We start from the raw sequence: 26753 nt of genomic DNA, 5'->3' as shown, positions 1-26753 counted from the left end.
GGCGCCACCCGAGGCGAAGCGCATCGCGAGAGGGGTGCCATGGGGGACTCGGACTGTTCTAGGCTCAGTCGGGTGCATGCACGTACCGCCCTGGAGCAGTGGCTCGCCGGGCTCTCCACCGAGTCCCTCACCGCCCTGCTGGAAGAGCGTGAACTGCCCCGTGCCGCGGGCTACACGCCGGTCACCACGTTCCGGCAACTGGCGGAGCACCTCCTCACCGACGACTCCGTGGAGCGCGCCGTCGCCGCGGGGACGGGGGGCGAGGCGCAGTTGCTGGCGTGCGTGGCGGCCCGGGCCCTGGAGACGTACGGGCCGGTGACCGAGGCCGAGCAGCACACGTACGGCTGGCGCCCGGCGCCGCCGCCGGTGGACCCCTACACCCGGCTGGTGCCCGAGACGGACGTGCTGGACTGGCTGGAGCAGGGCGGCACACCACGTGAGAGGACCGCGGAAGCGCTGCAACGGCTGCGGGAGCGGGCGCTGGTGCTCCCCGCGCCGCCCGGCCGGCTGGCGCTGCCGTCGTTGCTGCACACGTCGGCGGCCCGGATGGACGGCTACGGCAGGCCGGCCGACCTGCTGTTCACACAGGCGTACAACGCGCCGGAGATCAAACGGATCGCCGCCGCCCTCGGCATCGAGCAGCGCACCCGCGCGGACGCGCAGGCGGCGGTCGGCGCTCTGCTCGCGGACCCCGGCCGGGTGCGGGAGCTGGTGGCCACCGCCCCGGCGGCGGCTCACGAACTGCTCGACCACATGCTGCAGGGACCCCCGCTGCTGCGCACTCACTGCTTCGTGTCCCGGTACGGCGACTACGCGGGACCGGACCGCAAGTACACGTTCCGGGAGGGCGGCAGCGGGGACGAGGGCACCGACTGGCTCGCCGAACACGGCATGGTGGTCCCGGTCGGGCCTGATCTGGTGGAGCTGCCGTACGAGGTCGGCCACGCACTGCGCGCGGATCAGCCCGCGCCCGCGCCGAGCCTGGACCCGGAACCGCTGACGTGCGTCACCAGGCTGCCCGCGGACTGGGCGGCCCAGGGCGCGGTGGCGGCGGGAGCCGCCGCATGGCGGGCGGAACTGGTGCTGCGGGAACTGGCCGCGCGTCCGGTGGCGGTGCGCAAGGCCGGCGGGATCGCGGTGCGCGACACCAGGAGGCTGGCCAAGGCGGCCGGGACGGGTGAGGAGCACACCCGGTTGTGGCTCGACCTGGCGGTGAACGCGGGCCTTGCCGCGCCCCAGAGCGAGAAGGCGGAGCCTGCCGCTCGCGGTCGGGGGCGCCGACGCCCCGCCACGCCGCCGCAACCGGCGCGGCTGCTGCTTAGCGAGCGCTACGACGCCTGGGCCGCGGCCACACCCGCCGGGAAGCTGCTGCCGTTGACGGCCGCCTGGGCCGTGGTCCCGGAGGTGTTCACGTACTGGCCGGAGGAGGGTGAGACCCCGGTCGCGCTGATCAGCCCCCAGGACCCGTACGCGGCGCCACTGCGGCACGGCGTGCTCCAGGCGCTGGCCTCGTTGCCGGACGGGTACGGGCTGGCCGCCGGGGGAGAGGGACGCGACGAACTACTGGAGTGCGCCGTCTGGTTCCGGCCGGTGCTGATCGCGCCTTACGAGGACGAGGACCTGGAAGGGCGCCTCGAGGCCACGTTGGCGGAGGCGGAGCTGCTCGGCCTGGTGGCCCACGGCGCGCTCACCGAAGTCGGCCGCGCGGTCGCCGGACTGCTCGGCGCCGGGGCCGCCCGCCACTACCCCGCCGTGCCCGGCGCGTACGCCGACCCGGCGGCCGAGGGCGCCGACCGGCTGGGCGAGGGCCTGGCCGAGCGCCCGGCCCTGGCCACGGCGGTGGCCGCACTGCGCGATGCCCTGCGCTCGATGCTGCCGGCGCCGAGCACCACGGCCCGGTTCCAGGCCGACTCCACGGCGACGGTCACCGGCGCGCCCGCGCCCGATCTAGCGGCGTTGCTGTCGGCGGTCGGCGACATCGAGTCCGAGGGGCACGCCGTGGTCTGGCGCATCACTCCCGCCTCCCTGCGCCGGGCCTTCGACGCGGGATGGGACGCCGACGGGATCCTCGAACGCCTCACCGCCGTCTGCCGGCCGGGAACGGAACTGCCGCAACCGCTGACGTACACGGTCAAGGACGTCGCCCGCAGCCATGGGCGGCTGCGGGTGGTGCGTTCGGCGTGCTGCATCCGCTCCGACGACACGACGCTGATCGCGGAGGTCGCGCAGGCGCGCGGCCTTGCCAAGCTGGGCCTGCGACGGATCGCGCCGACGGTGCTGATCTCCACGGCGCCTCCGGACGAGACCCTCGCCGCCCTGCGCACGGCAGGCTACGCCCCGGCCCTGGAGGCGGAGACGGGCACGACGGTCCTGGAACGCGTACCCGAGGAACGGTCCCGCTCCCTGGTCCCCACCCTCGACCAGGCACACCCGCAGTACGGGGAGCCCGTCCGCGGACTGCCCTCCTCCGCACGGGAGATGGCGCTACGGCTCGCCGCGCGCTGAACCGGGGCGGTGGGACAAGGTCAGCGGTGCTCCGTACGTCGGCGTGCCAGGAAGGAGCACACCGCGGTGTGGACGAGCCAGCCCGCCGCCGCGCCGACGGCGTACCACAGCAGATCCGGTGGGTTGAAGGTGGAGCCGAGCACGAGACGGGCGACGAGGCTGCGTTGGGCGAGCTCCGCGGGCACGTCGCTGAGCTGCAGGAACTCGATCACCCAACTGGCGGCCAGGGCACTTCCGGTGGCCATCAGGGGCGTCACCCGGGGCGCCGCCAGAACGACGAGGGTGACGAGCAGGACGGTGTAGAGCGCGTCTCCGCCGTACTTGGCCACGCTCCCCTCGGCCACGGCCCGGAGCCCCAGCCCCGCACCGACGGTGATCACCGCGGCAGCGGCCGCCGTCAGACGGGTCCGCGCCGGGTCTGCGGCACGGCGGTGGGGTCCGGATTCGGGAGTCACGGAGCCATTCTGTCGGACGTCCGACGGACGCCCGTCGGGCGCAGCGGGCGTGGCCGCTGCGCCGACTCGTGCTTTCCGGCGCCTACCGGTCCTTCGGCGAGATGAAGGAACGGACGAGCCGGCGGATCAGCTCCGCCGCTATCAGCGCCGGCAGTGTCGGTGCCGCGAAGTGGACGTCGATCCGGATACGCGAGGCCCAGCGAAGATGCGCCGGTCTCACCGAAGATTGACGACTGAGCTGTTCGTCCCATCAAAGTTTCACCTGCCACTGCTGCTGGCTGCGGCTTCCAGGAGCGTGGGTGACAGGTCTTGTCCGTGTCCGATGCGGTAGTTGCGACGACGGGGTGCGGCCCAGCGAGCGCGGCCCCCGGGTACGCCATAAGCTCGGCAGATGGCGAAGTACTTCGACGTGCACCCCGAGAACCCTCAGCCGCGCAGCATCGCCCAGGTCGCCGACGCGGTGCGCTCGGGGGGACTCATCGCATACCCCACCGACTCCTGTTACGCGCTGGGCTGCCGGCTGGGCAGCAGGGACGGCATGGACCGGATCCGTTCGATCCGCCACCTCGACGACCGGCACCACTTCACGCTGATGTGCCGGGACTTCGCGCAGCTGGGCCAGTTCGTGCAGGTGGACAACGACGTGTTCCGGGCCGTGAAGGCGTCCACGCCCGGCAGCTACACCTTCATCCTCCCGGCCACCCGTGAGGTGCCGCGCAAGCTGCTGCACCCGAAGAAGAGGACCGTGGGTGTGCGCATCCCGGACCATGTGGTCACCCAGGCGCTGCTGGCCGAAATGGGCGAGCCGCTGCTGTCCAGCACACTGCTGCTGCCTGACGAGGAGGAGCCGATGACTCAGGGCTGGGAGATCAAGGATCGGCTCGATCACGTGGTGGATGCCGTGGTCGACTCCGGGGACTGCGGCACCGAACCGACGACGGTGGTCGACTTCTCCGGCGGCGTGGCAGAGATCGTACGGCGGGGCGCGGGGGACACCTCGCGGTTCGAATGAGGCCGCGAGGCCGGTCACGAAGGTATGGATCTTGCCTGCAGCATGAGACGTGCATGCCGCGCCGATGGCACCAGCCTCCCGCCGCTGATGCCTCGGGAGGCTTCTCGGCATGACCGCCGTACAGGGGACAGCCGTCGACATCACGACCGAGGACGGCACCCCCGACGCGTAGCAGTCACTGCAGGTCAGGGCCCAGCTAGGGTAGGCAGGGCCTCATCACCGATTGCCCGCGCAGGTGTAGCCACCATCGCCCCGCCCCTCGCAGCCTCAACAGCCGCAACGCAGGGCACCGCAGCGAGGAGAAGTACGCCCGGCTGCTGGAGACCCGGCCGGACGCCACGTTCGACGAAGTCACCTGGGACTCGGACGAGTTCGAGGTCATCGCGGAGCGCCAGCTCGCCGAGGAGGACGCCGCCGCACGGGCCGGGTCACCGGTCCTGTTCTGCGACACCGACGCCATGGCCACGACCATCTGGCACGAGCGCTACATGGGCGGCCGCGATCCCCGCGTCGAAACCGTCGCCGCGCGGGGCCGGCAGCACCTGTGGCTGCTCACCGACGACGCCGGTGTGCCCTTCGAGGACGACGGGCTGCGCGACGGCGAGCACCTGCGCTCCTGGATGACCGGCCGCTTCCGCACCGAACTCACCCGCCGCGGCCTGCCGTACGTGGTGCTCACCATCCCGCACGAGCAGCGGCTGCGGACGGCCGCGACCGCCTTCGACGCGCTGCTGGCCCGCGGCTGGGGGTTCACCGCGCCGCTGCCGGAACGGGGCGGTCTCCCCTCGCGGCTCTGACGCGGCGACGGCCGGCCGGGCGGCGGGCTCACCATCGGCTCCGTCATGCCGGGCGACATGGAGGACGCGAGCAGGCTCGGTCGGCTCGCGCGCGTGGTGGCGATCACCCCGCTCGCGTCGCGGATCGACAGCGCCGAGGGCATCGGCGCCGGAGCCGTCGCCCGGGCCGGGACGGCGGCGCTGGAAACGCGCGCCCGCACGCCCCTCTGGGGCTCTGACCTGGGCCTGTGCACGGCCGGACGGCATTGTCAGTGATCGCGGATATGTTCATTGACGTCCCGCCGATGTGGCGCGGAATACCCCCATGCTGCACAGGAGATGGCGCGTTGTCAGATTGGGAGAGGTCGAGCACGGCACGGGTGACGGCACCCGCCCGGCCGCGCAAGCTCGCCAAGGTACCGTTCGTCGAACTGGCCGACGGACGCCTGCAGGGCGTGGTGTCCAGCGGCTCGGACATCGAGCGGGTCTACGTCTCGTCGGTCGCCGCGGGCAGCTACGCCTACACCTGCAGCACCAACAACAACCGGCCCTGCGGCGGCGCACGCGGCGGCTTCTGCAACCACATACGAGCCCTGATCGTCGAGGCCGTGCTGCAGTACGGCGCCGAGCGCGTCGCCCGCTACGTCAAGGTCGAGACCGCGGGCGCCGAGCCGGACGCGCAGAGCATCACCGCCGCCATGACGAGCGCCCGCCCCTCGCAGGGCGACAAGCAGGCCGCGGCGCCGGTCTTCAGCCGGTTCCTGCGCCACCTCGCCTACCTGGAGCTCGCCCCCACCACGGCCCCGCTGCCCGAGATGCAGTGGTTCCCGCCGACCAGGGCGGTGGCGTGATGCGCATCGACCTGCTCGCGGAAGCCCTCCCCGGGCTCGACGAGGCCCTGACGGCCGTCAACGCCTTCGACGCAACGCTCGTCGCAGGACTCCTGCGTCCCCAGCCCGCCCAGACCGCCGGCCTGACGGAACTCGTCCACGCCGTCGCGGGAACCCCGCTGGCCGCCAGGGTCGCCGAGGCGGCCGAGAAGGCGGCTGCCGGAGCCGCGAGCGAGGACCACCTGGTCGTCCTCGCCGCCGCCCGCACCGCGCTGCTCGGCTCCGTCCATGACGCACTGACGGCCCGGATCCAGGAGGCGACCGGCCGGACCCGCGCCGAGGAGGCCGCCCCCGAGCCCCACGGCGACCAGGCGCCGAACCTGCTGGCCGCCGCCCGGTCCTGGCTGTCCGACCTGGCCCGCTCCGGCTGGCAGGGCCTCGACCACGACCTGGTGTCGGGCGCCGCGCAGATCGTCTCCGCGATGCTGCCCGACCCGGCACTGCGCCGCCTGGCCACGCTCCTCGACGGCTTCGCCGCCGAACTCGCCGCCTCCTGTCCCGGGGCGACCATGGAGCGGTTCCCCGTACGCCGCTGGGCCGACCTGTGGTCGCGCGGGATGCTGCTGACGCTGCCCGGCGCGGCCGGTGTGCCCGCCACCGGCACGGCGAACGGCCGCCTGCTGCCCCTCGGCGTCGACCTCCAGGAGCACGCGACCGCCGTGCAGGCCCAGGTCCACGCCGTGCTCGAGCCTGCGGACGGCACGACGCCCCTTTTGGTGCGCGCGAGCGTGTCCGCGCCCAAGCCCGACTCCGTCGTCGGCGCCGGACTCTGGCATCTGCTCCGCCCGCACATGTCGCTGCTGGCCGCCGTCAGCGAGGGCCGCTCCATGGACCTCGCCGGCATGCCCGTCACCGCCGAGGGCGACCTGCTCTGGAACGACGCGCACGCCCAAGCGGGCGAGCCCGCCGACGCCTTCGCCGCCGCCCGCGTCGTGCTGCCCACCGCCGCCGACCCGGCCGTCGCGCCCCTGGACCGCCACCCGGCGCGCATCGCCGTGCCGGTGTTCCTGGAGGGCTACGCCGCCGGGACCGAGGACGGCGTGGTGACGTTCACCGTCGCCGGGCAGTCCCTCGCCGTCGACACCGACCGCGTTCCGGCCGCCGGGCCGCTCACCCCCGAGGCGGTCGCGGCGTCGGGCGCCTGCATCGCTCTGCTCCGCTGGGACGAGGGGACGTACCGCGTGCAGCCGCTGGCCGTCGAGACGACGGTGCGGAAGAAGGCTGTCGCCGTCCACGCCGGGGCATGGGCGGGCGGGACGAGCGACAAGAACGGCGTCAAGGCCGAGAAGGCCGCCACCGACGCGGTGGACGTCCTGCGGGAACGCGCCGGAAGGCTGCTGCGGAAATGACCGAACAGACCAGCGGGCAGACCGGGCACGCCGACGGCCCCGATGGGCCTCCCGTCGCCGACCCGCACGACAACCGCCGCCAGGTCCTGTACTGGCGCCTGCTGGCCCGGCTCTTCGACCCCGAGGAGCAGGCCGGCCTGGAATCGGCGAGCCTCGCGGTCGTCGAGGACATCGGCCTTCCGCCCGCCCTGCTGGACCCGCAGACCTCCGTGGACTCCATCGTGCAACGCCACCCGGAGCTGGCCGCCGAGCTCGACGGCCTGATGACCCCCGAACCCGACCCTGAGGACGGCGCACGCGACCGCGCCGCCGAAGTCCGCCGCGCCGCACTGGTGTCGAAGGTGCTGCTCAACGTCTTCACCTCCGGCTCCGGCACGGTCACCGCCGGGCAGCTGGCGCGCTGGCAGTCCGACGCGGGCTGGCTGGAGCGCGCGCTCGGCTGCCGCCCCGGCGAGCTGCGGGGCGGTCGTGGAGGCGGCCGCGCCGGGGGACGGGCGGCAGGACCCGGCGTCAGCCCGACCGGCACCGGCGGCGGGGGCACCACCCCCGACCTCAGCCGGCTGATCCCGGCCATCGGCCCCGAACTCGGCGCCATCGAGGCCGACCTGGTCAAGCGGATGCATCTGCGCGAAGTCCTGGCCGACCCCAAGCTCGCCGCGCAGCTGACCCCGAGCATGTCCCTGATCGAGCAGCTGCTGCGGGACAAGAACAACCTCTCGGGCGTCGCCCTGGCCAACGCCAAGTCCCTGATCCGCCGCTTCGTCGACGAGGTCGCCGAAGTACTGCGCACCCAGGTCGAGAAGGCGTCGGTCGGCGCGATCGACCGCTCGATCCCGCCCAAGCGGGTGTTCCGCAACCTCGACCTCGACCGCACGATCTGGAAGAACCTCACCAACTGGAGCCCGGAGGAGCAGCGGCTCTACGTCGATCGCCTCTACTACCGGCACACCGCCCGCAAGACGACACCCCAGCGGCTGATCGTCGTCGTGGACCAGTCGGGCTCGATGGTCGACTCCATGGTGAACTGCACCATCCTGGCCTCGATCTTCGCCGGGCTGCCGAAGGTGGACGTCCACCTCATCGCGTACGACACGCAGGCACTCGACCTCACGCCCTGGGTCCACGACCCCTTCGAGACCCTGCTGCGCACCCAGCTCGGCGGCGGCACCGACGGCACGGTCGCCATGGCGCTCGCGCAGCCGAAGGTCGCCGAGCCGCGCAACACGGTCGTCGTGTGGATCTCCGACTTCTACGAATGGCGGACGGAGCCGCTGTTCGAGAGCATGGCCGCCCTCCACCGTTCGGGGGTCAAGTTCATCCCCGTCGGCTCGGTGACCAGCTCCGGCCGCGGCAGCGTCAACCCGTGGTTCCGCGAGCGCTTCAAGGACCTCGGCACCCCGGTGATCTCCGGCCACATACGCAAGCTCGTCCACGAGCTCAAGACCTTCCTCGCCTGAGCGCCCCCAGGCGGCCCAAGGCACCACGAAGCAACCCAAGACAACCCGAGCAGCACCCCACCCTGCCCGAAAGGCCCCTCATGTCCGACCTGTTGCGCGCCCCCGCCGAGACCAAGTACGCCGAGGAACTGGACTGGCTGGAGTCGGTCGATGACAACCCCAAGCCGTTCTCCTGGCGCCTGTCGCCCAAGATGGTCCGCCTGTTCATCCTGGGCTCCGAGCCCTCCGACGGCCTGGACCGCGAGATCGCACAGAAGTGGTTCGGCGACCGCAGCTTCGTCGAGCGCTCCATCGTCACCCTCGCCTCCGACCGCGGCCTGCTGCTCATCGGCGACCCCGGCACCGGCAAGAGCTGGCTCGCCGAGCTGCTCTCCGCCGCGATCTCCCGCAACTCCACCCTCGTCGTCCAGGGCACGGCCGGCACCACCGAGGACCACATCAAGTACTCCTGGAACGTGTCCATGGTCATCGCCAAGGGCCAGTCACGGGAGTCGATGATCCCCTCACCGATCATGACCGCCATGGAGACCGGCGCCATCGGCCGCTTCGAGGAGCTCACCCGCTCCACCAGCGACGTCCAGGACGCCCTGATCTCCATCCTCTCCGAGAAGTACATCTCCGTCCCCGAACTGGACGGCGACAGCGACAACATCGTCTTCGCCAAGCCCGGCTTCTCCATCATCGCCACCGCCAACAGCCGCGACCGCGGGGTCAACGACCTGTCCTCCGCGCTCAAGCGCCGCTTCAACTTCGTCCGCATCCCCGTCGTGACGAACAAGAAGAGCGAGGCGGAGATCGTCCGCTTCCGCACCGAGGAGCTGCTGCGCCGCCACCAGATAGAGCTGGACGTGCCGCCGACCCTGCTCGACGTGCTGCTGCAGAGCTTCGCCGACCTGCGCGCCTCGGCCGCCGCGGCCGGCAGCGACGACGAGAAGCTGGAGTCCGCGCTGTCAACCGCAGAGCAGATCGGCGTGCTGGAGGACTCCATCCTGCACAGCAACTTCTTCGGTGAGCGGGCCCTGACCGCCCGCGCCCTCGCGTCCTCTCTCGTCGGGTCGCTGGCCCGGCGCGAGCCCGAGGACCTGGCGATCCTCAACAAGTACCTGCACGGCGTCGTCGAGCCGCGCAGCAAGGACGAGGGCGGCGCTTGGCCCGAGTTCCTGGAGGGCGGCCGCGACGCGATCGCCACCCTCTCATGACCGCCCCCCACGAGGGCACCTTCGAGGCGCTGCGCAGTCAGCTCCGCGAAGCCGCCACGACGTTCGCCGATGGGCCCGACGCCCTGGAGGGCATCCTCCTCGGCATGGTCGACGACGTCGACCGCGCCGTGCGCGAGCCGTTGGAGGTCTTCCCGGTCTGCCACCACTCGCCCGCCTCGGCGGTCGCCATGGCACGCCGCCTGCGCGAGAAGCAGCCCAAGGTCGTGTACCTGGAGCTGTGCGAGGACATGACACCGCTGCTCACGGAGCTGCGCAACTGCCGACTGCCGGTCGCGGTCCAGGCGTACGCGAGCGAGGCCGACGGCTTCCCCGCCGACTGGGCCCCGCTGTCGGTGGTCGCCCCGATCACCGAGGCCTCGGCGGAGTACCAGGCCATCGCCTACGCGCTGGACACCCCGGGCGTGGAACTTGTCCTGGTCGACCGCTCCTCCGACCACGTCTTCCAGTGGGACGCCCGCGCCGAACGGCCCGACACGCCGGACGACCCGGACGCGCCGCCCGCCGAGGAGGAGGCCGCGCTGCACGGCGACGCGGTCGGCGTCGAGATCGGCGACCTGCGGCCGCGCTTCGCCGAACTGGAGGAGCACCTGCTGCGCCACGGCCGCGTGCGGCACTGGTCGGAGTGGTGGCACCAGTACGTGGAGCTGCCGCTCGGCGACGCCGACCACGACACCTACCGCCAGGTCATGTTCCTCATCGGCAGCCTCTTCCGGCGCCTCGCCCCCGGCGACCCGCACCGGGTGCGCGTGGACGAGGACCGCGAGCGCCACATGTGGACCCGGATGCGCGAGCACCTGGCCGCCACCGCCACCGACCCGGCGGACTGCCTCTACGTCTGCGGCGCCTTCCACGCCGCCAGCCGCGTCGCCGAGTTCGGCGTGGACGGCGCCGACACCTTCGAGATCACCCCGCGCAGCGGCACCAAGTGGCTGCACGGCCTGATCCCGTCCAGCCACGCGGCGATCGAGGCGCAGTTCGGCCTCGCCGCGGGCTCGGTGTCGATCGCCGCGACGCAGTGGACGAAGAACCTCAAGCGGACCCGCGTGAAGCCGTACCGCCTTGCGGGACAGGCGGGCACGAAGAAGACGACGCCCGCCAAGGCCCTGGCACCCGCCCCTCAGGCTGTACCCGCCGACCAGCTGACCGGCTTCCTCCAGCGCCCGCCCGCCCTGGACCAACTGGACGAGGCCGAACTGCTCGGCTGGTCGGTGGAGATCGTGCGCGCCGCCCGCCGCAACGGCTACCTTGCCTCCACCGCCGACGCCATCGCCGTGTTCGAGACGTCGATCCTGCTGGCCGGGATGCGCGACCGGGCCAAGCCCACGCCGTATGACTTCCAGGACGCGGCCGTCACCTGCATCGAGAAGGACGCGGTGCCCGGCCGGCGCGACGTGCGTCGGCTCGTCGAGATCATGATGGGCGGCGACCGGATCGGCCAGGTCGGCTATGATGCCCTGCCGCCCCTAGCCCGCGACGTGCACGACCGGCTCGCACCCCTGGGCCTCAAGCTCCAGCAGCGCGGCGTGCAGCGCGCCTTGCTCGACATCGCCGGCCGGCCGGAACTCGGCCCGTGCTCCGACGTCCTGTGGATGCTGCGCCGCCTGATGCCCGAGGGCACCGCCCGGCCCATCATGGGCGAGCGGAAGCTCGGCGAGCGCCCGATCCAGGAGTCCTGGGACCTCGCCCTCGGTACCCACCAGCGCGCCCTCATCGAGCTCGGCTACGAGGGCGTCAGCATCGAACAGGTTCTGGAACAACGCCTGCGCCGCCGCGCCTACGACCCCAAGGCCACCGCGGCAACAGTCCTCGAAGCCGTCGAGGACGCCACGCTCTACCTGAACAGCCGCCGCCTCGCCGACGAACTCGGCACCCGCGCCCTGGAGGTCCTGTCGGCCGAACGCACCGTCGACGGCGCGCCCGAAGTACTCCACCGGGTACGACGGCTCCTCTCCTACTACCGCACCAGCGAACCGACGCTGCCGTCGTGGATCGAGTCCTTCACCAAAGCCGGCTACGCGCACTACTGCACCCTGCTCCCGACCGCGTTCACCGACGACGACGCCACCGTCCGCCAGGTCGCGGCGATGCTGGGCTTCCTGTTCAGCATGGAGACCCTGGCCCTGTCACTGGGCTGCGACCGCACCCAGCTCGAACTGTCCGTCGCGCAGTCCCACCCCCAGGACCCCTCGAAGACGGCCCTGCTGTGGGCGGCCCAGGTCCACCTCGGAACCCTGACCCGCGCGGAACTGCGGGCCAAGTGCGACGAGCTGCTCGCCAACCCCCTGGTGGTCCCCGCCTACCCCCGCTACCTCAGCGGCCTCCTCCACGCCCTGGAACCTGTCCCGGGCCTCGCCGACGTCGTCGTGGAGGCCGTCTCCAACGCCTTCGCCCGACTCCCCGACCAGGTCCTCCTCCCATGGCTCCCCACCCTGATCATGAGCCTCCGCGCGGGCGGCACGGAACTGGCCCCCCTCCTCATCCGCGAGGCGGGCCGCATCTTCCCGGGCCGCCTCCCCGCCCTCGACGCCTGGATCCCCCCGTGGCGCGCCGCTCAGCCAGCGCCGCTGGCCCTGCCCCCGGCACGACAGTCCCCCCGCGGTGCCACCCTCCTCACCGCCCACCCATCAACGACCGACGCACTGGCCAGCCTCTTGGGCTGCAAGGACCCTTGGGCGACGCCAGAACCCGAGCTGGCCGGCGCGGCACTGCTCGACCGTTACCCGGAGACGGCTGAGGCACTGGAGGCGTTGTTTGCCAGGGCATGAGATCGGCCCGCGCGGCTGCACTGGACGCAGTGGATCTCGGTGCTGTGCTGCGTGGTGACCGCGTCGGCCCGCGCCCCGTGGCAGGCCGCCCGGCCGCCTGGTCGTGGGCACGGGTATGGGATCGCCATCGCGTCCTCGGCTTCCGTGGTCCGGCTTCCCGGCGCAGTGTGTGACGGCCTTCCGCGAACCGCGCACGGCGGCGGTGGCGGGAGTGCCGGCCCGGGTCACGAGATGGCCGGGTCCGACTCCTCGCGCACCGTCCAGGTCGGGCCGTCCGGGAGGGTCCGGCTCGCCGCGCCGATCCCCCGCAGCGGCAGGTGGACGGCCGCCGCGGCGGCCAGGGCGCACAGGAGCCAGGTGACGAACCAGGGCAGCCGGTCGGGCCCGAACCAGAGGACGGGTGCGGCGATCACGGCCGCGAGAAGGGCGCCGCCGAGGATGGGTCCGTGCACCGGCGCCGAGAACTTGGCGGTGCGCGGCACGCGGCGGACGGCGCGGTCGGCGGCGCCGGGACTGGCGGCGCCCTTGAGGTAGGGGCGTGCCTCGTCCGGGTCCGTGAGACCCATGACCGTCTCGCCGTTGTCGGCGACGAACGCCGCGGGCAGTTCGTCCTCGATCAGCTTCCAGCGTTCCGGCCAGCAGAGCCATCCGTCCTGGCCGCCGAGGCGCAGGGCGGCCCGGCCCACCTCCGCGTCGGGGCCTGCGAGCCTGATCTCGCGTCCGCCCTCGTGGAGGACGATCCAGTGGAACTGTGTGACGTCCAACTGGCCTGGTTTGTCTCCGCGCTTGAGGTAGCGCATGCGCACCGGTTCCCCGGCCCGGACGCGCACGGTGTGGAGTTCGCCTCGGCCCGCGTCCTCGGACAGCACGCGCATCTTGGCGCGGATGTCGGCCTGCCTGGTCTGGCGGCGGGCGAACTGGAGCGTCTTGGCCGTCAGGATGAAGATGAGGATGATCAGCACGCCGGCGAGCACCCCGCCGGTGCCGGCGGCCAGCCGGGTGAGGAAGAACGGCGTCACGATGAGGAGTACGGCCCCTGTCGCGCGCCCGGCGTCACGGGCGGGCATCGGCAGCCGGCGCGGCACGGGTGGCGGTGGGGACGGCTGCGCGGTGGAGGGCGCCGGGCGCAGCGGCGGTGCCAGGCGGCAGGCGAGCGCCCAGGCTCCGGCGGTGGCCGCTGACGCCCCGAGCGCCGTCAGGATGTCCCACCGCGGGGCGGGCGCGTCGTAGCGCACGAAGATCAGTGCCAGGGCGACCGCGGCGCACGCCAGGGCGCCGCCGCCGAAGCCGCGGGTCAGCAAGGTGGAGTGTCGCATTTGCGTCCTTCGCCGGAGGTCGAGCCGGGGTGGGGCACCGTCTTGCGAGGCTGGGTGGGCGCACGCCGACGGGCTTTCCGGACGAGGCGCGTGGGGGCGAAGAGAGCCGACGGCCGTGCGGTGCACCAGTGTCGTCGGTGATCCACTGCGAAGTAAAGGGCCGAAGCCACCGCGTTCATCAGCGGCGCAGCGGGATGCAAGTGCGCTGTCCGTGACGTGGATTCGTCCGTGCGAACCACCTGCCGCACCCACTCGTGGGCCCGATGCCGCGACCGGATAGGTTCGCCTGGCCGGTAGGGGGGCGAGAAGCGGTGACCGCTTCTCGCCCCCCGTGGCACAGATCGCCCCGAGCTCAGTAGGAGAACTGGCGGATCTGACCGTCGTACGCCCCGTACGTCCAGCCCGTGCGGGTCGCCGGGTCCAGCTGGACGGAGTTCATCACGCCCCCGTGGACCAGGGGACCGCCGTGGCCGGTGATCTGGAATCCGGTCAGCGTTTTCACCACCTCGCCCGTCGTGACGTCGATGACGAGCAGCTGACCGGTGGCGTTGTTGTCCGTGACGACGGCGGTGCCGGAGCCGGCGTAGCTCGTGCCCTCCGGCGCTGTGAACGCCGCCACCGCGAGCCCGTTGGCGCCGTCCACCGCCATCCCCGTGGCGGGGCCGCGCCGTACCGCCACCGGGTCGTCCGTCTCGCCGGTCGCCACGTCGAGCGAGCCGAGGACGCTGGTCGGGACGATCTTGGTGCTGATCGCGGTGGCCGACAGGTTGTAGAGCGTGCCCGCGCCGTCGGAGCCGAAGCCGTTGCTGCAACCGGACATGGTCCCCACGAGGCTGACGCTGCGGGTCTGTGTGTCCACGCGCGGGATCTGGACGCCGCCCAGGCAGAGGGCGATAGGAGCGCCCTTCGCCAGGTAGACGTCCCCGGTGGAGGTGTCGATGTCCAGGAGGCTGTACGAACCCTTGGCGACGCCCTGCAGGTCGGCGGGGATGGGATCCTGCGTGGTGCCGTTCGCGAGGTCGACGGGCAGCACCAGGTCGGTGTTGTCGGCGACCGCCCGCAGCAGCAGCGCGCCGCGGGAACGGACGGCGTCGACGCGTCCGACGACGAAGCGGTAGTCGGCCGCCGCGAGCGTGGTGCGTCCGACGAGGGTGCCGGTGGCGGTGTTCCAGGTCTCCACCTGCACATCGCCGCCGGGCTCCGCCTGGTGCACCGCAAGGGCGCGGTGCGTGGCGGGGGCCATGCCGAGGACCTCGTACTCCGATCCGTCGCCGCTGTCCGAGGCGATGACCGGGCCGTAGACGCCGGTCCTGGTGGAGTAGTGGCGGATCTCGGTGGCACCGGAGACGGTCCGCAGTGCGGCGACCGAGTCGTCGCCCGCGGCGGCGAAGGACAGCACCGTGCTTCCGGCCGGGGCGACGCCGTCGTCGACCTCGAGGGTCGAGACGGGAGACGCCTGGCCGATGACCCGGTGCTTGCTGTCGAGGGCCGTGACGCGCACGCCGTAGACAGTGGAGGAGGACAGGCCCAGCCGCAGGGCGTCGAGGTCGATGCTGCCCTTGGTGGCGGGCAGGACACGGTGGGCTGTGGAGGGCGCGTCGACGCCGTTGTCGTCGAGGGCCGTGCCGTTGGCGTTGGTGAAGGTGTTCAACGAGTTGTGGAGCGTCGGGGCGGGCGCCGCGAACTCCACCTGCGCGTACTTCGCCCCCGGCACGTCGCGCACGTCGTACCGTACGGCGAAGCCGGCCTTGGCGCGGGTGACCTGGGTGCTGTGCGCGGGGATGCCGTCCTGCCCGGTGACCAGCGGTGCCTGCGGGCGCTGCTCGGCGGTTCCGCCATCGACGCGGACCGGCGCGAACTCCCCGTAGGTGGTCAGGCTGGGGTTGCCCCCGAATCCGGACTGGGCGATGCCGATGCCGTAGAGGCCACCCCCGGCGCCGAACGCGTCGGCGGGGATGGTGACCGTCCCGGAAGTGGCGGTCAGGGACTGGTGCCAGGCGGCGCTGAACAGGGGCGCGAGGGCGGGGTTCCAGTGGCCGACGGTGGACACGACGAGCTGCGGGTCGTTGAGCTTGGCGACGCCGGTCAGGTCGTATGTGACGGTGACCGAGTGGCCGGCCTTCACCACCGCGGACGTCTTGGGCGCGGTGCTTTCCACGTAGCGGCCGTCGCTGGGACCGACGGTGAGGGTGCGGCGCACGGTGGCCTGGGTCCGGCCGCCGATCTGTACGCGGTAGGTGGCGGTGATCGTGCGGTCGGAGTCGGAGACCACGGGGAGTCCGGCGGCGTCCAGCAGTTCCGTCGGCGTCACCCGGATCGCCGGGGTGGCGGACCGCCAGGTCCGCGCGCCCACGGTGAGCGTGTACGTGGGGCTGGCGCCCTTGGGGAGGCCGGTGACGTCACCGGCGAAGGTGACCGGGCCCACCAGGCCCATGCCGTTGCCGCCGGAGGCCATGTCGCCGAGGTCGATGCGGTTGGGGTTGGTCGTCTCCAGGAACTGCCCGCCCAGGCCGGCGTTGGTGACCCGGTGGGCGACCGACAGCCGTACGGCCGCGACCTGGCCACCGCGGTGCCCGAGGACATCCTCGACGGCGGCGGTGACGTCGATCTGCTTGCCGACGTTGAGCTCGCGGTCGATCTGCGCCGGGGTGGCGACCTCACGGCCGGTCCGCTTCAGCACGTCCCGTACCTGCGCGGGCGTCAGGTGGTGTCCGGCCAGCCCGGCGGCCTGGAGCACGACGGCGGCGGCCGCCGCGATCTCGGGTGCGGACGCGGACGTACCGCCGTTGAGGACGGGGGTGACGGACTGCGCGTCGCCTCGCTCGGTGTGGGTGAAGGCGACGATGTTGTCGCTGGGCGCCGAGAGGTCGATACGGGCGCCGAAGCCGGAGGAGAAGGTGCCGAAGCCGCTGATGCGGGTCTCGGCGGTGGTGGCGGGTCCGGTCCGGGAGGCGAGGGTGTCGTCCAGGGTGGTGCCGCCGGCGGCTATCGCGCCGCTGTCGGGGACCCGCGAGGGGGTGGTGGAGTAGGCCACGTCGTTGATGTCGGTGGCTTCCCTGTCGTTCTTCGCGGTGTCGGTGGGCGTGCTGCCGCCGTCGGGGCCGACGGCGGCCGGGGTGTAGAGGCGGGTTCCGTCGTTGGAGGAGATCACCACCACGACGTGGTCCTTCTGGACGATCGAGGCGACGACGGACCGGATGTACGGGTCGTCCTCGAGGTAGCGTCCCGGGAAGCCCTGGGCGTCGGTGCCGAAGCCGAGGCTGGCGGTGATGACGTCCGGCTTGGGGGACTGGTGGGCGGCGGCCAGGAGCGCGGTCGCGATCTGGTCCATCGTCGGCTGCTGCGGGACGACGAGGCGGTAGTCGGCGCCGGGGGCGACACCGAGCAGATCGGTGTAGTCGCTTCCGGTCCGGTCGGGGCGCTGCCGGTCGTGGGCCAGGGGCGCCATGACGCTGAAGTCGAGGAGGACCTCGCCGAGGCCGGGGTCCTGGTCCTTGGTGGCCGCCGTACCGCTCAGGCTTCCGTCGGGAGCCGCGACGTAGGCGGGGATCAGCGGCATCGAGGGGAGGTCGAGGTAGCGCTGACCGTCCTTGAGCACGGTGGTCGGACCGTGGCCCTGCACGTAGGGGTCACCGGCGTCGGCCATCGACTGGTCGGTCAGGTCGCCGATGGAGACGTTGGTGATGGTGCGGCCGGCGCCGGGCTGCTGCCCGTAGCGGCCCTGGAGGATGCCGAAGGCGCCCACCGCGTTCACGCCGCCGGCGTTGAGGAAGGCCTGGGCGGAGTCGGCGAGGGCGAAGTTGGTGGGGATAGGGGAGGCACTCGGCGCTGCCGGTGGTGCGTGCTTCGCGGACGCCTTCACGGTGGCGGGCAGTGGCTGCCCGCCGGTGTTCATCGTGTTCACGAAGCGGTTCGGCTCGGCGTGGGTGATCCCCGGCGTGCCCTGGAGGGCGCGGGCGACGGCGGCGGAGTCGCGGTTCCCGGTCCGTACGACGTAGGTGCGCGACAGGTCGGCGGCGTCATCGCCCAGGCGCGTGCGAGCCGATGTGGTCATCGACTCGGTGGCCACGGCCGACAGGGAAGGGAGGAGCGGCTGGAGCGAGGTGGCGCCGACCGCGTTCAGCTTCTCATTCACGGCGGCGCTGCTGGTCCCGGGGGCGTGGGCCTGTGCCCTGTTGCCCGGCAGCTTGCGGCCGGTCACGGAGGTCTGCGGGGAGAGGGTCACCAGCACCTGGCCCGGGACGACGCCGGCGCGCTGGGCGGGCAGCGCCTTCTGCGGCGACGCGTCGCCGAGAGGCGTACGGCTGGCAGGAGCGGGAGCGGCGGAGGCCGGGAGCGCGGCGGTGAGGGCCAGGAACACGACGGACGTGACGGATACGGCACCGAGCCGCCGTCTTCCGTGCGGATGGGCACGCGACATGGGACACCTTTTCAGCGGGGCGAGGGTGTGCGGGGGGGACACACCGTGGCGCGCTGACGCCCACCTCAACGCAGGGCAGCGCGCTCGTTGCTGGAAGATGTCAAGTGCGGCGGATGAGACGCAAGGTGGGAAAGGTGGCCTACCTCCGCCAGGTGGCCGGTTGGTGCCACGGAGGTGTGGGAGAGGGCATGGATTTTAACGTTCTGGGGTTCACGGCGGACGCGGAGCGCGTATACACGGCGCTGGTGGGAATGCCGCGGTGCACGGCGGCGGAGGTCGCCGACGCGTGCGGCCTGGCCGCGCCCGCGGCGGGGAAGCTGCTGTCCGGCCTGGTCAGGGACGGCCTGGCGGTGCGCAGCGCGGGGCGGCCGCCGAGATTCTCGGCCACGGCTCCCGATGTCGCGGTCGGCGCGCTGATCCACGAACGGGAGCAGCAGCTCGGCGAGGCGCGGGCGCAGGTGCAGCGGCTGGTCGAGACGCACCGGGAGGCTGCCAGGATCAGCCACCCGGACATGGCCGCGGAACTGCTCACGGACCGCGAGGACATCAGCGAGGCGGTGCACCGGCTGACGACCGGGGCGCGCCGCGAGGTGTGCGCCTTCGACCGCCCTCCGTACGTTGACCGGCCCGGCAGCAACCTTGATGGCCAGCTGGAGCGGCAGCGGACCGGGGTGACCCACCGGGTGATCTACGACCGTGAGGCGGTGGCATGGCCCGGCAGGCTCCAGGACGACATCATGCCGAGCATGCGGGCGGGGGAACAGGCCCGGATGCGGCCGGAGTTGCCGTTGAAGCTGGTGATCAGCGACAGCCGGGCGGCGATCATCCCGTTCAGCCTGGCGCCGGGCGGCCAGTCCGCGGCGTACCTGATCCATCCGTCGCCGATGCTGGTGGCTCTGCAGTCGCTGTTCGAGGCGCAGTGGGAGCGGGCGATCCCGCTGGGGGAGGCGGCGGGTCCGATTGCCGGGGACCCGGGGCAGCCGGACGCCGAGACACTGGCCCTGGTCAGCCTGCTGGCCTCAGGGCTCACGGACGCGGCGATCGCCCGCACGCAGGGCTGGAGCGCCCGGACCACGCAGCGGCGCATCCACCGCCTGATGACGGAACTCGGGGCGTCCACCCGTTTCCAGACGGGGCTGGCGGCGGCCCGGCGGGGGTGGCTCTGAGCCTTCGACCGCGGGCGTAATTCCCTTGCCGAGGGTCGCGGCCCGGTGGCACGGCGGAAAGGAGAAGCCGGTTCGGGTGTTGTGCCCATGCTGGGGCCGCGTCGTTTGCCGGGGGCTGTGGGTGGATGGATAGTGCCAGAGGTGCGTCCGATGGTTGGGGCGACGTGGCCGTGTGGTGTCCCGGTCTGCGCCAGGGTCGGCGGGTACCGGCGCCGGGGTGTGCGTGATCTCGCCGTGAACGCTGCGCGTGACGGGATGATGCCCTCGCACATCACGCCCGCGAGCCCCGCCCGGTCTGGCACGCGTAGGCGTCCGGGCAGGTCGGTACCCGCGGTCGTAGATCGCCCGCAGCCACGGTTCGCGACGGCGGGTATGCGGGCCAGTGTGTACGGGAAAGCGGCGCGGAATGGCCGCAGGGGCATCGGCGGGTGTGGTGGCAGGGGATCGTCGCGTTCCACGCCTTCAGGTAGCCCTCCGACGTGACGGCAGGCGGTGATCCCCGGCGCTGCCACGTACCCGACTTTTCCGGTGTCGGCCGTCCCCGATGACGGCGTCGAAGCCGTCGGCAAACGCGCCCCACTGATCTGCTGGGTCGAGCAAGGGCCCTGCGACCGCAGCCTGCCGTTCTACTCATGGCGCCCTCTGGGCCGTCCCGACCATGAGCAGGTGGACACCCGATGACGGCCGCGTCCTCCCTACGGCGAACCCCATCGGCCCCAGCCGTCGTCGGCTACGTCCGCGCGGCCGTAGGACAGAGCCCCGTGCCGCAGAGCAACAGGCTCATGCGGACCGCCGTCGCCGAGGCCGGCCCGCTGCCTCGCAGTAGCCGCGGAAAGGGGTGTTCCGCCGACCGCGGAGACGCAAGCCAGTAGCCTGATCGAGCGGAGTCCGTGAGACATGGGGGTGGTGAGTGCAGGCGCCTGCGACCGTCGTGCAACTCGCTCTGCTCGTCCTTCTGGTGCTGCCCGGGGTCACCTATCAGTTCGTCCGGGAACGCCGCCGTGGTCCGGTGCCCGGTGAGCGTGATCTGGGTGAGCGGGTGTTGCGGGCGATCGTCGCGTCGATCGCGCTGGACGCCCTGTACGCGGTGGTGGCGGGGCCGGCGCTGGTTAGCCTGGCTCGAGGCGCCGGCGGCGGCTGGGACGGCTTTGTGGACCGGCCGCGAGTGGTCGGCTTCGTCGCCGTGGTGCTGTTCCTCGTCGTGCCGGCCATGGCGGCGGTCACCGTTTCCCTGGTGGATCGGCAGCGGCGCAAGGCTCGGTTCCTGCGCACGCCCAGCGCCTGGGACCACGCATTCCGCGACCGCGAACCATGCTTCGTGCGCGTGCGGCTCAAGGACGGCAACTGGGCGGGCGGCTGGTACGGGAACCGGTCGTACGCCTCCTCGTACCCCCACCCGGCCGAGCTGTACCTCGAATCGGCGCGCGTGATGGGTGCCGACGGGGCGTTTGGTGCGCGCGTGCGTGGGACGGCGGGCCTGCGGCTGCGGGCGGAAGACTTCGACGTGCTGGAGTTCGTCGAACCCGGAGAGCCGGTGACCGTGCCGGAGGAGGAGCAATAATGGCGCACGAACCCGTGCCCCCGCCGGAACCCGAGCTCTCGCTTGAAGAGGTGGCACTGCTGCAGGAGGCCGCGGATCGCGGCTACACCCCGAAACGCACGGTCGCCGAGCCGGACGAGGCGCCTGGCGGCCCGGCTGGCACCTCGAACGGCAACGAGGACTGACGGGTGGGAAGCGGGCCCGTGAACGGCCTGGCCGAGCGGTTCTGGGAGGCGTTCCACGTGGCCCGGCACAGCGCGGACCCCGCGTCGGTCGAGAAGGCGATCGACCTCGGCCGTGCCGTGCTGGCCGCGGAGGACGTGGCCGAGCGCCGCTTGGTCCTGTCCAATCTCGGGGGCCTGCTGCAGACCCGCTACCATCAGACCGGCGACTTCGAGTTCCTGCAGGAAGCCGTCCGCATGGTCACGGAGGCTTACTTCCTGGCATACGAAAGCCCGGAGGACTCGGCCAGCTACGCCAACAACATCGGCATGCTGCTGCATACCGCGTTCCGGCAGAACCAGGACCGCGGAACCCTGGCCGACGCGCTGGAGTGGAGCCGGACGGCCGTTGACGAGGAACCGTCCACGGAGAAGGCGTTCTACCTGGGTAACCTCATTGTGGCGCTGCGGACGGCGTTCACTGTGACGAAGGACCTCGCCTCCCTGGCGGAAGCCGTGGAGCACGCGCGGGCCGCCGTCGAGTGCTCCCCCGATGACGTGCTTGCCGCGAGGAGTCTGCACTTCCTCGCCGTGGTCCTGCGCGACTGGTCCCATGAGACCGGGGAGACCGGTGTCGTGGAGGAGGCTGTCGACGCCGCGCGGCGAGCGGTGGAGCTCACGCCGGCCGGGTCGTCCGACGTGCTCGACCGGTTGAAGAACCTTGCGTACCTTCTCGACGACCGCTACCAGGCTCGCGGAGCGCGGGATGATCTGTCCGAACTGCTTCGGGTCCGGCAGACGCTGGTGGCCCACACCCCGGTCACCGATCCGCGGCACTCGCAGAACCTCGTCGAGCTGACGACCACGGAACGTGACTGGGCCGCGCTCACCGGTGAGCGCCCGAAAGGGACCCCCGACTGGGAACGCGCCGACACCGAAGCCGAAGCGTGCGGCCGCTACGCCGCCGAGTTCGAGCTGACCCGGGACTCGGCCCTGCTCGAGCGGGCGATCGAGCTGGGACGCTCGGTGGCGGCGGCGACCCCCGCCGGGCACCCACGCCGCGGCGTGCGGCTGGACCACTTCGCTGCGGCGCTGGCCACCCGCGGTGAAGCGTTCGGGGACCGCGTCGCGCTCGCGGAGGCCGTCATGATCGAGCGGGAGGCGGTCGCGTGCACATCCGCGGGGAATCCGCGGCGGGTCCAGTTCATGGGCAACCTCGCCGTCAACCTGCACGCGTTGTTCCATGCAACCGGAGAGCTGGCTCACGTCGTAGACGCGATCGACGTTGCTCGCCGTGCCGCCGAGGTCACCGCAGGGCAGGACCGCCACCCGGATTTACTCGAGATCCTCGCCGTCGTGCTGCACACCCGGTTCCGGGTGACCGGCGAACTGCAGGTTCTGTCAGAGGCGGTCGACCGCGCGCGGGAGTCCGTCCGCCTCGGCGCGAGCCTCGTCCCCGGGCAGGCCCAGCGGCTCTCCAACCTTGGCGCCATGCTGTCGGACTGTTTCGCCAGGACGGGCGAGGCGAGCGTGCTCGACGAGGCGATCGACGCGCACCGCGCGGCCACGGATGTGACGGCGGACGGCGACCCGGACCGGGCAGTGCGGCTGGCCAATCTCGGCGGTGTGCTGGAGATGGCGTACGAGAAGTTCGGCGACCGGAACGCGTTGCAGGACGCCATCGCCGCGCGGCGGGCGTCCGTGGCCGCGACTGCGGAGGACAGCCCGCACTGGCCCCGGTACACCTCGAGCTTGGCCGCTGCGCTCGGCGACTGGTGCACGAACCCCGTCGCACCCGCCGTCGCGCGACGGGACCCGCCGGATCCGCAGGTCCTCGCCGAGGCGGTCGGCCTGGCCCGGAGTGCGGCGCGGAGGCCCGAGCAGGACGCCTATTGGCGGGCGAGTTCGCTGACCCGCGTCGCCGACGTCCTAGCGCTCGGCTTCCGGCACCTCGGCGACGGCGACGCGCTGGCCGAGGCACTCGGCTGCTATCGGGAGGCCGCGGCGTCTGCCGGATCGCCGACGGCGAGTCGGGCGGAAGCGGCGGACCGGTGGGGCGCTCTGTCAGCCGAGGCGGGGCAGTTCGACGTGGCCGCCGAGGGGTACGCCGCCGCGGTCCGGCTGCTGCCCCGGCTTGCCGGGCGCCGCCTGGGCCGCGAGGACGCCCAGTACTGGCTCGGCCGGTTCGCCGGGGTTGCCGCCGACGCGGCTGCGTGCGCGCTGGCCGTCGGCGACGAGGAGAGCGCGGTGACCCTGCTTGAATCCGGGCGCTGCGTGCTCGCTGCCCAGGCACTCGACAGCCGCAGCGATCTTTCCGGTCTGCGCGAGCAGGCACCCGAGCTGGCCGAGCGCTTCCAGACGCTCACCGTAGAGTTCGAAACCGACACCACGAGCGACCGCGTGGCCCTCGCCGACGAGCTCGACGCGGTGACCGACCGGATCCGTGCGCTGCCCGGGATGGAGCGGTTCCTACGGCCGCCGCTGCTCACCGACCTCACCGCGCAGGCGCACGAGGGCCCGATCGTGTACATCAACGTCAGCCGGCACCGGTGTGACGCCCTGATCATCACTGCGGACGGGGTCCGGTCACGCGCGCTGGACGGTCTGAGCGAAGAGACCGTGAGTCACCGCGTACGCGCTCTGCACACCGCGTTCACGGAAGGGCGGCTGATCGCCGAGCAGGCGATCCATGACACGCTCGAGTGGCTGTGGGACACCGTCGTGGGCCCTGTGCTGGGCGAACTGGGGCTGACGGCGGAACCGGCGGCGGATGGTCCGTGGCCAAGGATCTGGTGGGCCCCGGTCGGATCGCTCAGCCTGCTCCCGCTGCACGCGGCGGGCCACCACCGCGACGGCGGACCTGTGCTCCTCGACCGCGTCATCTCCTCGACGACGCCGACGATCCGCGCCCTGGGGCACGCCCGCGCGGGCCGCCGCGACGACCGGAACGAGCCGCGGCTGCTGGTGGTCGCGATGCCGCACACCCCGGACGCCCCGGACCTGCCCGGTACACAGGCCGAAGCCGACCACCTGGCCGCTCTCGTACCCGGCGCCACGGTCCTGGTCGGCGCGGACGCGACTCGTGACGCCGTTCTCGACGCATTGCCGGCCAGTAGCTGGGCGCACTTCGCCTGCCACGGGTACAGCGACCCGGACAACCCGTCGGACAGCCACCTCGCGCTGCACGACCACGATCGCACGCCGTTTCGGGTGTTGGACATTTCCGGGCTGCGCCTGCGGAACGCGGAGTTCGCTTTCCTGTCGGCCTGCGATACGGCCCGCACCACCGTGCGCCTGTCCGACGAGGCGATCCACCCGTTGGCGGCTTTTCAGATAGCCGGGTTTTCCCAGGTGGTCGGCACACTCTGGCGCGTCGACGACGCCGTGGCGCCAGCCTTCAGTGAGCAGATCTACAGCGAGTTGATCGCGGATCGATCCGGTGCGTTGTGCGCGTCGGCGGCGGTCCATCGCACGGTCAGGCAGCTCAGGACGAAGTATCCGAACCTGCCGTCGGTGTGGGCCGCACACGTCCACGCGGGCGCCTGATGACGCACTCCGTCGTATCGGAGGTTGACCCGCAGCCGACTCGGCCAACTACGCCGGTAGCTGTGTGTCACCGGCATCCGCTCGTGGCTCCCCTTTGTGTCAATCCGTGGGCTCAGTTTTGATCTCGGGCCCGATGAGCCGCTGAACGAGGTGCGGACCGCAGCCACACGGGCCTTCGAGGTCGTGCTCGGCGCTGCGGCCGCCACGTACAAGACCGGTGTTTTGCACCTGACGGAGTCGTACGCCACCGCGGGAGTCGAGCTCCGCCTTCAGGGCCGCGAGTTCGACTGTCACCTTGTCTTGCACCCCCTGTCCGGCCGCGCCGACGCCATTGCGTCCCACCTCGATACCGGCCGCCTCTGCGTCCTTCTCTCCCGCCACCGCCATGCCTGCATCGTCGTCGGCCGCGCCGGCATACGTGAGCTCCTCGGCAGCCACCCGTCCACCTCGCCGGTCTACCTGGAGGTTCCGCCGAAGTTCCCCGACTGCTGGCGGGCCCAGCAGGCCGTGCTGCAGCACCCCGGGCGGCCGGAGTACAGCGTTTCGCGCGGCTGAACGGACCCCAGGGGCGCTTTCCTCGACCACCTGCGTGCCAGGCTGAGCGACAAACGGCCGGTGCGCCCCGGGGCGGGTGCCGGCGGACCCGGGCCTTGGTGGGTGGCACGGCGGAGGGGAGAGCCCGGTTCGGGTGTTCTGCGCGTGCCGGGGCCGGGCCGTTGCCGGGGCCTGTGGGTGGGTGGATAGTGCCAGAGGTGCGTCCGGCGGTTGGGTCGACGCGGCCGTGTGGTGTCCCGGTCTGCGCCAGGGGGCGGTGAGTACCGGCGCGCCGGGGTGTGCGTGATCTCGCCGTGAACGCTGCGGGTGACAGGTTGATGCCCCGCACATCACACCTGGGAGCGCCGCGCGGTCTGGCACGCGTAACGACCTGGTCGGCGATTGAGGGCGACAGGGCCGTGACGTGATGATGGCTGCACGGGTTCTTCGAGTATGACCAAGAAGTGGGCCCGTGCGGCCTTGTCCCATTCTGCCTTCTGCGGGCTCGATCGTCGGCATCTCGGCGATTTGATCGAGGAGTTGGCCGCGCCGTGGCAGGCCCGGAGGGAAGCCGCGCTGCATGAACCACGTGGTGGCGCCCGCCGTCGCGAGGCCGGAGCCGGGCCCAAGCACGACCTGGTGTTCACCGACCGCGTCGTGCTGACCCTGGTCCACCTGCGCACCGGCCTGCCGCACGCGGCCCTCGCCGTGCTGTATCGCGTCGCCCGCTCAACCGTCACCGAGGCGATTGCGGAGATCCGGCCATTGCTCGCCGCCCGCGGGTTCGCCGTCCCCGACCGGCCCGGCCTGCGCCTGCGCACCGTGGCCGACGTCTTCGCCTACGCCGAGGCCGAAGGGGTCACCTTGCGAATCGACGGGATGGAGACCCAGGTGCGACGCCCGGCCGCACACCGTCCCGGACGCCGCGCGTTCGTCTCCGGCAAGAAGAAACAGAACACCATGAAGACCACCACCATCAGTGACGGCCAGGGCCGAACGCTGTGGTCCGGGGCCGACCGACCTGGCCGCATGCACGACCAGACCGCGATGCGCACTGAGGGTGTCGCAGAGCAGCTCCGCCTCCATCCGAAAGTACGGGCGGAGGTGGACGAGGGATACCGGGGCTTGGCCAACGAGTTCCCCGACCAGGTCAGCGCCCCGCCGCGCAAGCCGAAGAAAGACGCATCGCTGGGCGAGCAGCACGCTTGGCGTGAGCACCGCCGACGCCAGTCCTCGGCCCGGATCTGCGTCGAGCACGCCAACGCCGAACACCGGCAATGGCGGCCCCCGCAGCGCTTCACCGGGCGCCGCGAGAACTACGCCGAGACCCACCGGGCCGTCGCCGGCCTGGTCTCCGACCGCGCCGCCCGCCGGGCCACCGCGCGCAAGCCGAGCACCGAACTGGTACTCGCCCGCCCGGCCACCTGCTGATCACCCACCAGCCGACCCGCCAGGCCAGCGCGCCCCGGTCTCAATCGCCGACCAGGTCGTAAGCGTCCGGGGTGTCTGCGACGATGCTCGGGAACGGGTGGTAGCAGTGCAGCCAGGTTCGGTGACAGGTCAGTACCCGCAGTCGTAGATCGCCTGCAGCCACGGTTCGCGGACGGCGGCACACAAAGCTCAGCGAGGTTAAACGTCAAG

16 protein-coding genes and 2 pseudogenes are annotated in these 26753 nt (G+C 72.2%); 15 read left to right on the top strand and 3 right to left on the bottom strand.

Annotation, left to right across the window (positions count from 1 at the left end):
- Positions 1–72: 72 nt before the first annotated feature.
- A complete protein-coding gene (locus tag ACFYYN_RS24970; protein ID WP_500547568.1) occupies positions 73–2505 on the top strand; it encodes a helicase-associated domain-containing protein in 2433 nt (810 codons plus the stop codon).
- A 20-nt stretch (positions 2506–2525) separates the two neighbouring features.
- Here the strand turns inward: ACFYYN_RS24970 and ACFYYN_RS24965 are convergent, their stop codons facing one another.
- Positions 2526–2960 (bottom strand): ribosomal maturation YjgA family protein, encoded by a 435-nt coding sequence (locus tag ACFYYN_RS24965; RefSeq protein WP_500547567.1) that lies wholly within the window; start codon positions 2958–2960, stop codon positions 2526–2528.
- 391 nt (positions 2961–3351) lie between these two features.
- On the opposite strand from ACFYYN_RS24965, the gene ACFYYN_RS24960 reads away from it, so the two are divergent.
- The 8 genes and pseudogenes from ACFYYN_RS24960 (at position 3352) to ACFYYN_RS24925 (ending at position 12429) form a co-directional block, all read left to right on the top strand.
- Positions 3352–3972 (top strand): L-threonylcarbamoyladenylate synthase, encoded by a 621-nt coding sequence (locus tag ACFYYN_RS24960; protein WP_386991703.1) that lies wholly within the window; start codon positions 3352–3354, stop codon positions 3970–3972.
- Positions 3973–4265: 293 nt separating this feature from the next.
- A pseudogene (locus tag ACFYYN_RS24955) lies at positions 4266–4769 on the top strand (AAA family ATPase); the annotation flags it as partial.
- A gap of 45 nt (positions 4770–4814) precedes the next feature.
- On the top strand, positions 4815–5024 hold the full coding sequence (locus tag ACFYYN_RS24950; protein WP_500547566.1) for a hypothetical protein: 210 nt from the start codon (positions 4815–4817) through the stop codon (positions 5022–5024).
- Positions 5025–5053: 29 nt separating this feature from the next.
- A complete protein-coding gene (locus tag ACFYYN_RS24945) occupies positions 5054–5599 on the top strand; it encodes a hypothetical protein (RefSeq protein ID WP_500547649.1) in 546 nt (181 codons plus the stop codon).
- Positions 5569–6987, top strand: a complete 1419-nt coding sequence (locus ACFYYN_RS24940; RefSeq protein WP_500547565.1) for a hypothetical protein — start codon at positions 5569–5571, stop codon at positions 6985–6987. The genes ACFYYN_RS24945 and ACFYYN_RS24940 overlap by 31 nt, the downstream gene beginning before the upstream one ends.
- Entirely contained in the window at positions 6984–8444 is a 1461-nt protein-coding gene (locus tag ACFYYN_RS24935; RefSeq protein ID WP_500547564.1) for a VWA domain-containing protein, read from the top strand. Before ACFYYN_RS24940 ends, ACFYYN_RS24935 begins: the two co-directional genes overlap by 4 nt.
- 80 nt (positions 8445–8524) lie before the next feature.
- A complete protein-coding gene (locus tag ACFYYN_RS24930) occupies positions 8525–9643 on the top strand; it encodes an ATP-binding protein (protein ID WP_499514984.1) in 1119 nt (372 codons plus the stop codon).
- On the top strand, positions 9640–12429 hold the full coding sequence (locus ACFYYN_RS24925) for a DUF5682 family protein (protein ID WP_500547563.1): 2790 nt from the start codon (positions 9640–9642) through the stop codon (positions 12427–12429). Before ACFYYN_RS24930 ends, ACFYYN_RS24925 begins: the two co-directional genes overlap by 4 nt.
- Before the next feature lie 224 nt (positions 12430–12653).
- Here the strand turns inward: ACFYYN_RS24925 and ACFYYN_RS24920 are convergent, their stop codons facing one another.
- Both ACFYYN_RS24920 and ACFYYN_RS24915 read right to left on the bottom strand, forming a co-directional pair.
- Positions 12654–13745: a hypothetical protein gene (locus tag ACFYYN_RS24920; RefSeq protein WP_500547562.1), complete on the bottom strand. Its 1092-nt coding sequence runs from the start codon at positions 13743–13745 to the stop codon at positions 12654–12656.
- 352 nt (positions 13746–14097) lie between these two features.
- A complete protein-coding gene (locus ACFYYN_RS24915; protein ID WP_500547561.1) occupies positions 14098–18165 on the bottom strand; it encodes a S8 family serine peptidase in 4068 nt (1355 codons plus the stop codon).
- Positions 18166–18353: 188 nt separating this feature from the next.
- On the opposite strand from ACFYYN_RS24915, the gene ACFYYN_RS24910 reads away from it, so the two are divergent.
- The 6 genes and pseudogenes from ACFYYN_RS24910 to ACFYYN_RS24885 all read left to right on the top strand — a co-directional run bounded on the left by ACFYYN_RS24910 (position 18354) and on the right by ACFYYN_RS24885 (position 26543).
- Positions 18354–19331 carry a helix-turn-helix domain-containing protein gene (locus ACFYYN_RS24910; RefSeq protein WP_500547560.1) on the top strand — a complete coding sequence of 326 codons (978 nt, stop codon included), beginning with the start codon at positions 18354–18356 and terminating at the stop codon, positions 19329–19331.
- A 931-nt stretch (positions 19332–20262) separates the two neighbouring features.
- Positions 20263–20892, top strand: a complete 630-nt coding sequence (locus ACFYYN_RS24905) for a DUF6338 family protein (RefSeq protein WP_500547559.1) — start codon at positions 20263–20265, stop codon at positions 20890–20892.
- Complete coding sequence (locus ACFYYN_RS24900; protein ID WP_500547558.1) at positions 20892–21056, top strand: hypothetical protein; 165 nt, start codon at positions 20892–20894, stop codon at positions 21054–21056. Before ACFYYN_RS24905 ends, ACFYYN_RS24900 begins: the two co-directional genes overlap by 1 nt.
- 18 nt (positions 21057–21074) lie before the next feature.
- Positions 21075–24578, top strand: a complete 3504-nt coding sequence (locus ACFYYN_RS24895; protein ID WP_500547557.1) for a CHAT domain-containing protein — start codon at positions 21075–21077, stop codon at positions 24576–24578.
- 261 nt (positions 24579–24839) lie between these two features.
- Positions 24840–25133, top strand: a pseudogene (locus ACFYYN_RS24890) (helicase); the annotation flags it as partial.
- Positions 25134–25565: 432 nt separating this feature from the next.
- On the top strand, positions 25566–26543 hold the full coding sequence (locus ACFYYN_RS24885; protein ID WP_500547556.1) for a transposase: 978 nt from the start codon (positions 25566–25568) through the stop codon (positions 26541–26543).
- Positions 26544–26753: the final 210 nt, after the last annotated feature.

This window comes from Streptomyces sp. NPDC001902, from assembly GCF_042891295.1.
Lineage (GTDB): Bacteria > Actinomycetota > Actinomycetes > Streptomycetales > Streptomycetaceae > Actinacidiphila.
Note: the sequence above shows the minus strand (reverse complement) of the source record. Positions and strands in the feature narration are given on the sequence as shown.

Coding starts and splice junctions, on each gene's coding strand:
- ACFYYN_RS24960 (WP_386991703.1), top strand. CDS start 3,352: ATGGCGAAGTACTTCGACGTGCACCCCGAGAACCCTCAGCCGCGCAGC.
- ACFYYN_RS24945 (WP_500547649.1), top strand. CDS start 5,054: ATGTGGCGCGGAATACCCCCATGCTGCACAGGAGATGGCGCGTTGTCA.
- ACFYYN_RS24950 (WP_500547566.1), top strand. CDS start 4,815: ATGCCGGGCGACATGGAGGACGCGAGCAGGCTCGGTCGGCTCGCGCGC.
- ACFYYN_RS24910 (WP_500547560.1), top strand. CDS start 18,354: ATGGATTTTAACGTTCTGGGGTTCACGGCGGACGCGGAGCGCGTATAC.
- ACFYYN_RS24935 (WP_500547564.1), top strand. CDS start 6,984: ATGACCGAACAGACCAGCGGGCAGACCGGGCACGCCGACGGCCCCGAT.
- ACFYYN_RS24900 (WP_500547558.1), top strand. CDS start 20,892: ATGGCGCACGAACCCGTGCCCCCGCCGGAACCCGAGCTCTCGCTTGAA.
- ACFYYN_RS24920 (WP_500547562.1), bottom strand. CDS start 13,745: ATGCGACACTCCACCTTGCTGACCCGCGGCTTCGGCGGCGGCGCCCTG.
- ACFYYN_RS24885 (WP_500547556.1), top strand. CDS start 25,566: ATGACCAAGAAGTGGGCCCGTGCGGCCTTGTCCCATTCTGCCTTCTGC.
- ACFYYN_RS24915 (WP_500547561.1), bottom strand. CDS start 18,165: ATGTCGCGTGCCCATCCGCACGGAAGACGGCGGCTCGGTGCCGTATCC.
- ACFYYN_RS24925 (WP_500547563.1), top strand. CDS start 9,640: ATGACCGCCCCCCACGAGGGCACCTTCGAGGCGCTGCGCAGTCAGCTC.
- ACFYYN_RS24930 (WP_499514984.1), top strand. CDS start 8,525: ATGTCCGACCTGTTGCGCGCCCCCGCCGAGACCAAGTACGCCGAGGAA.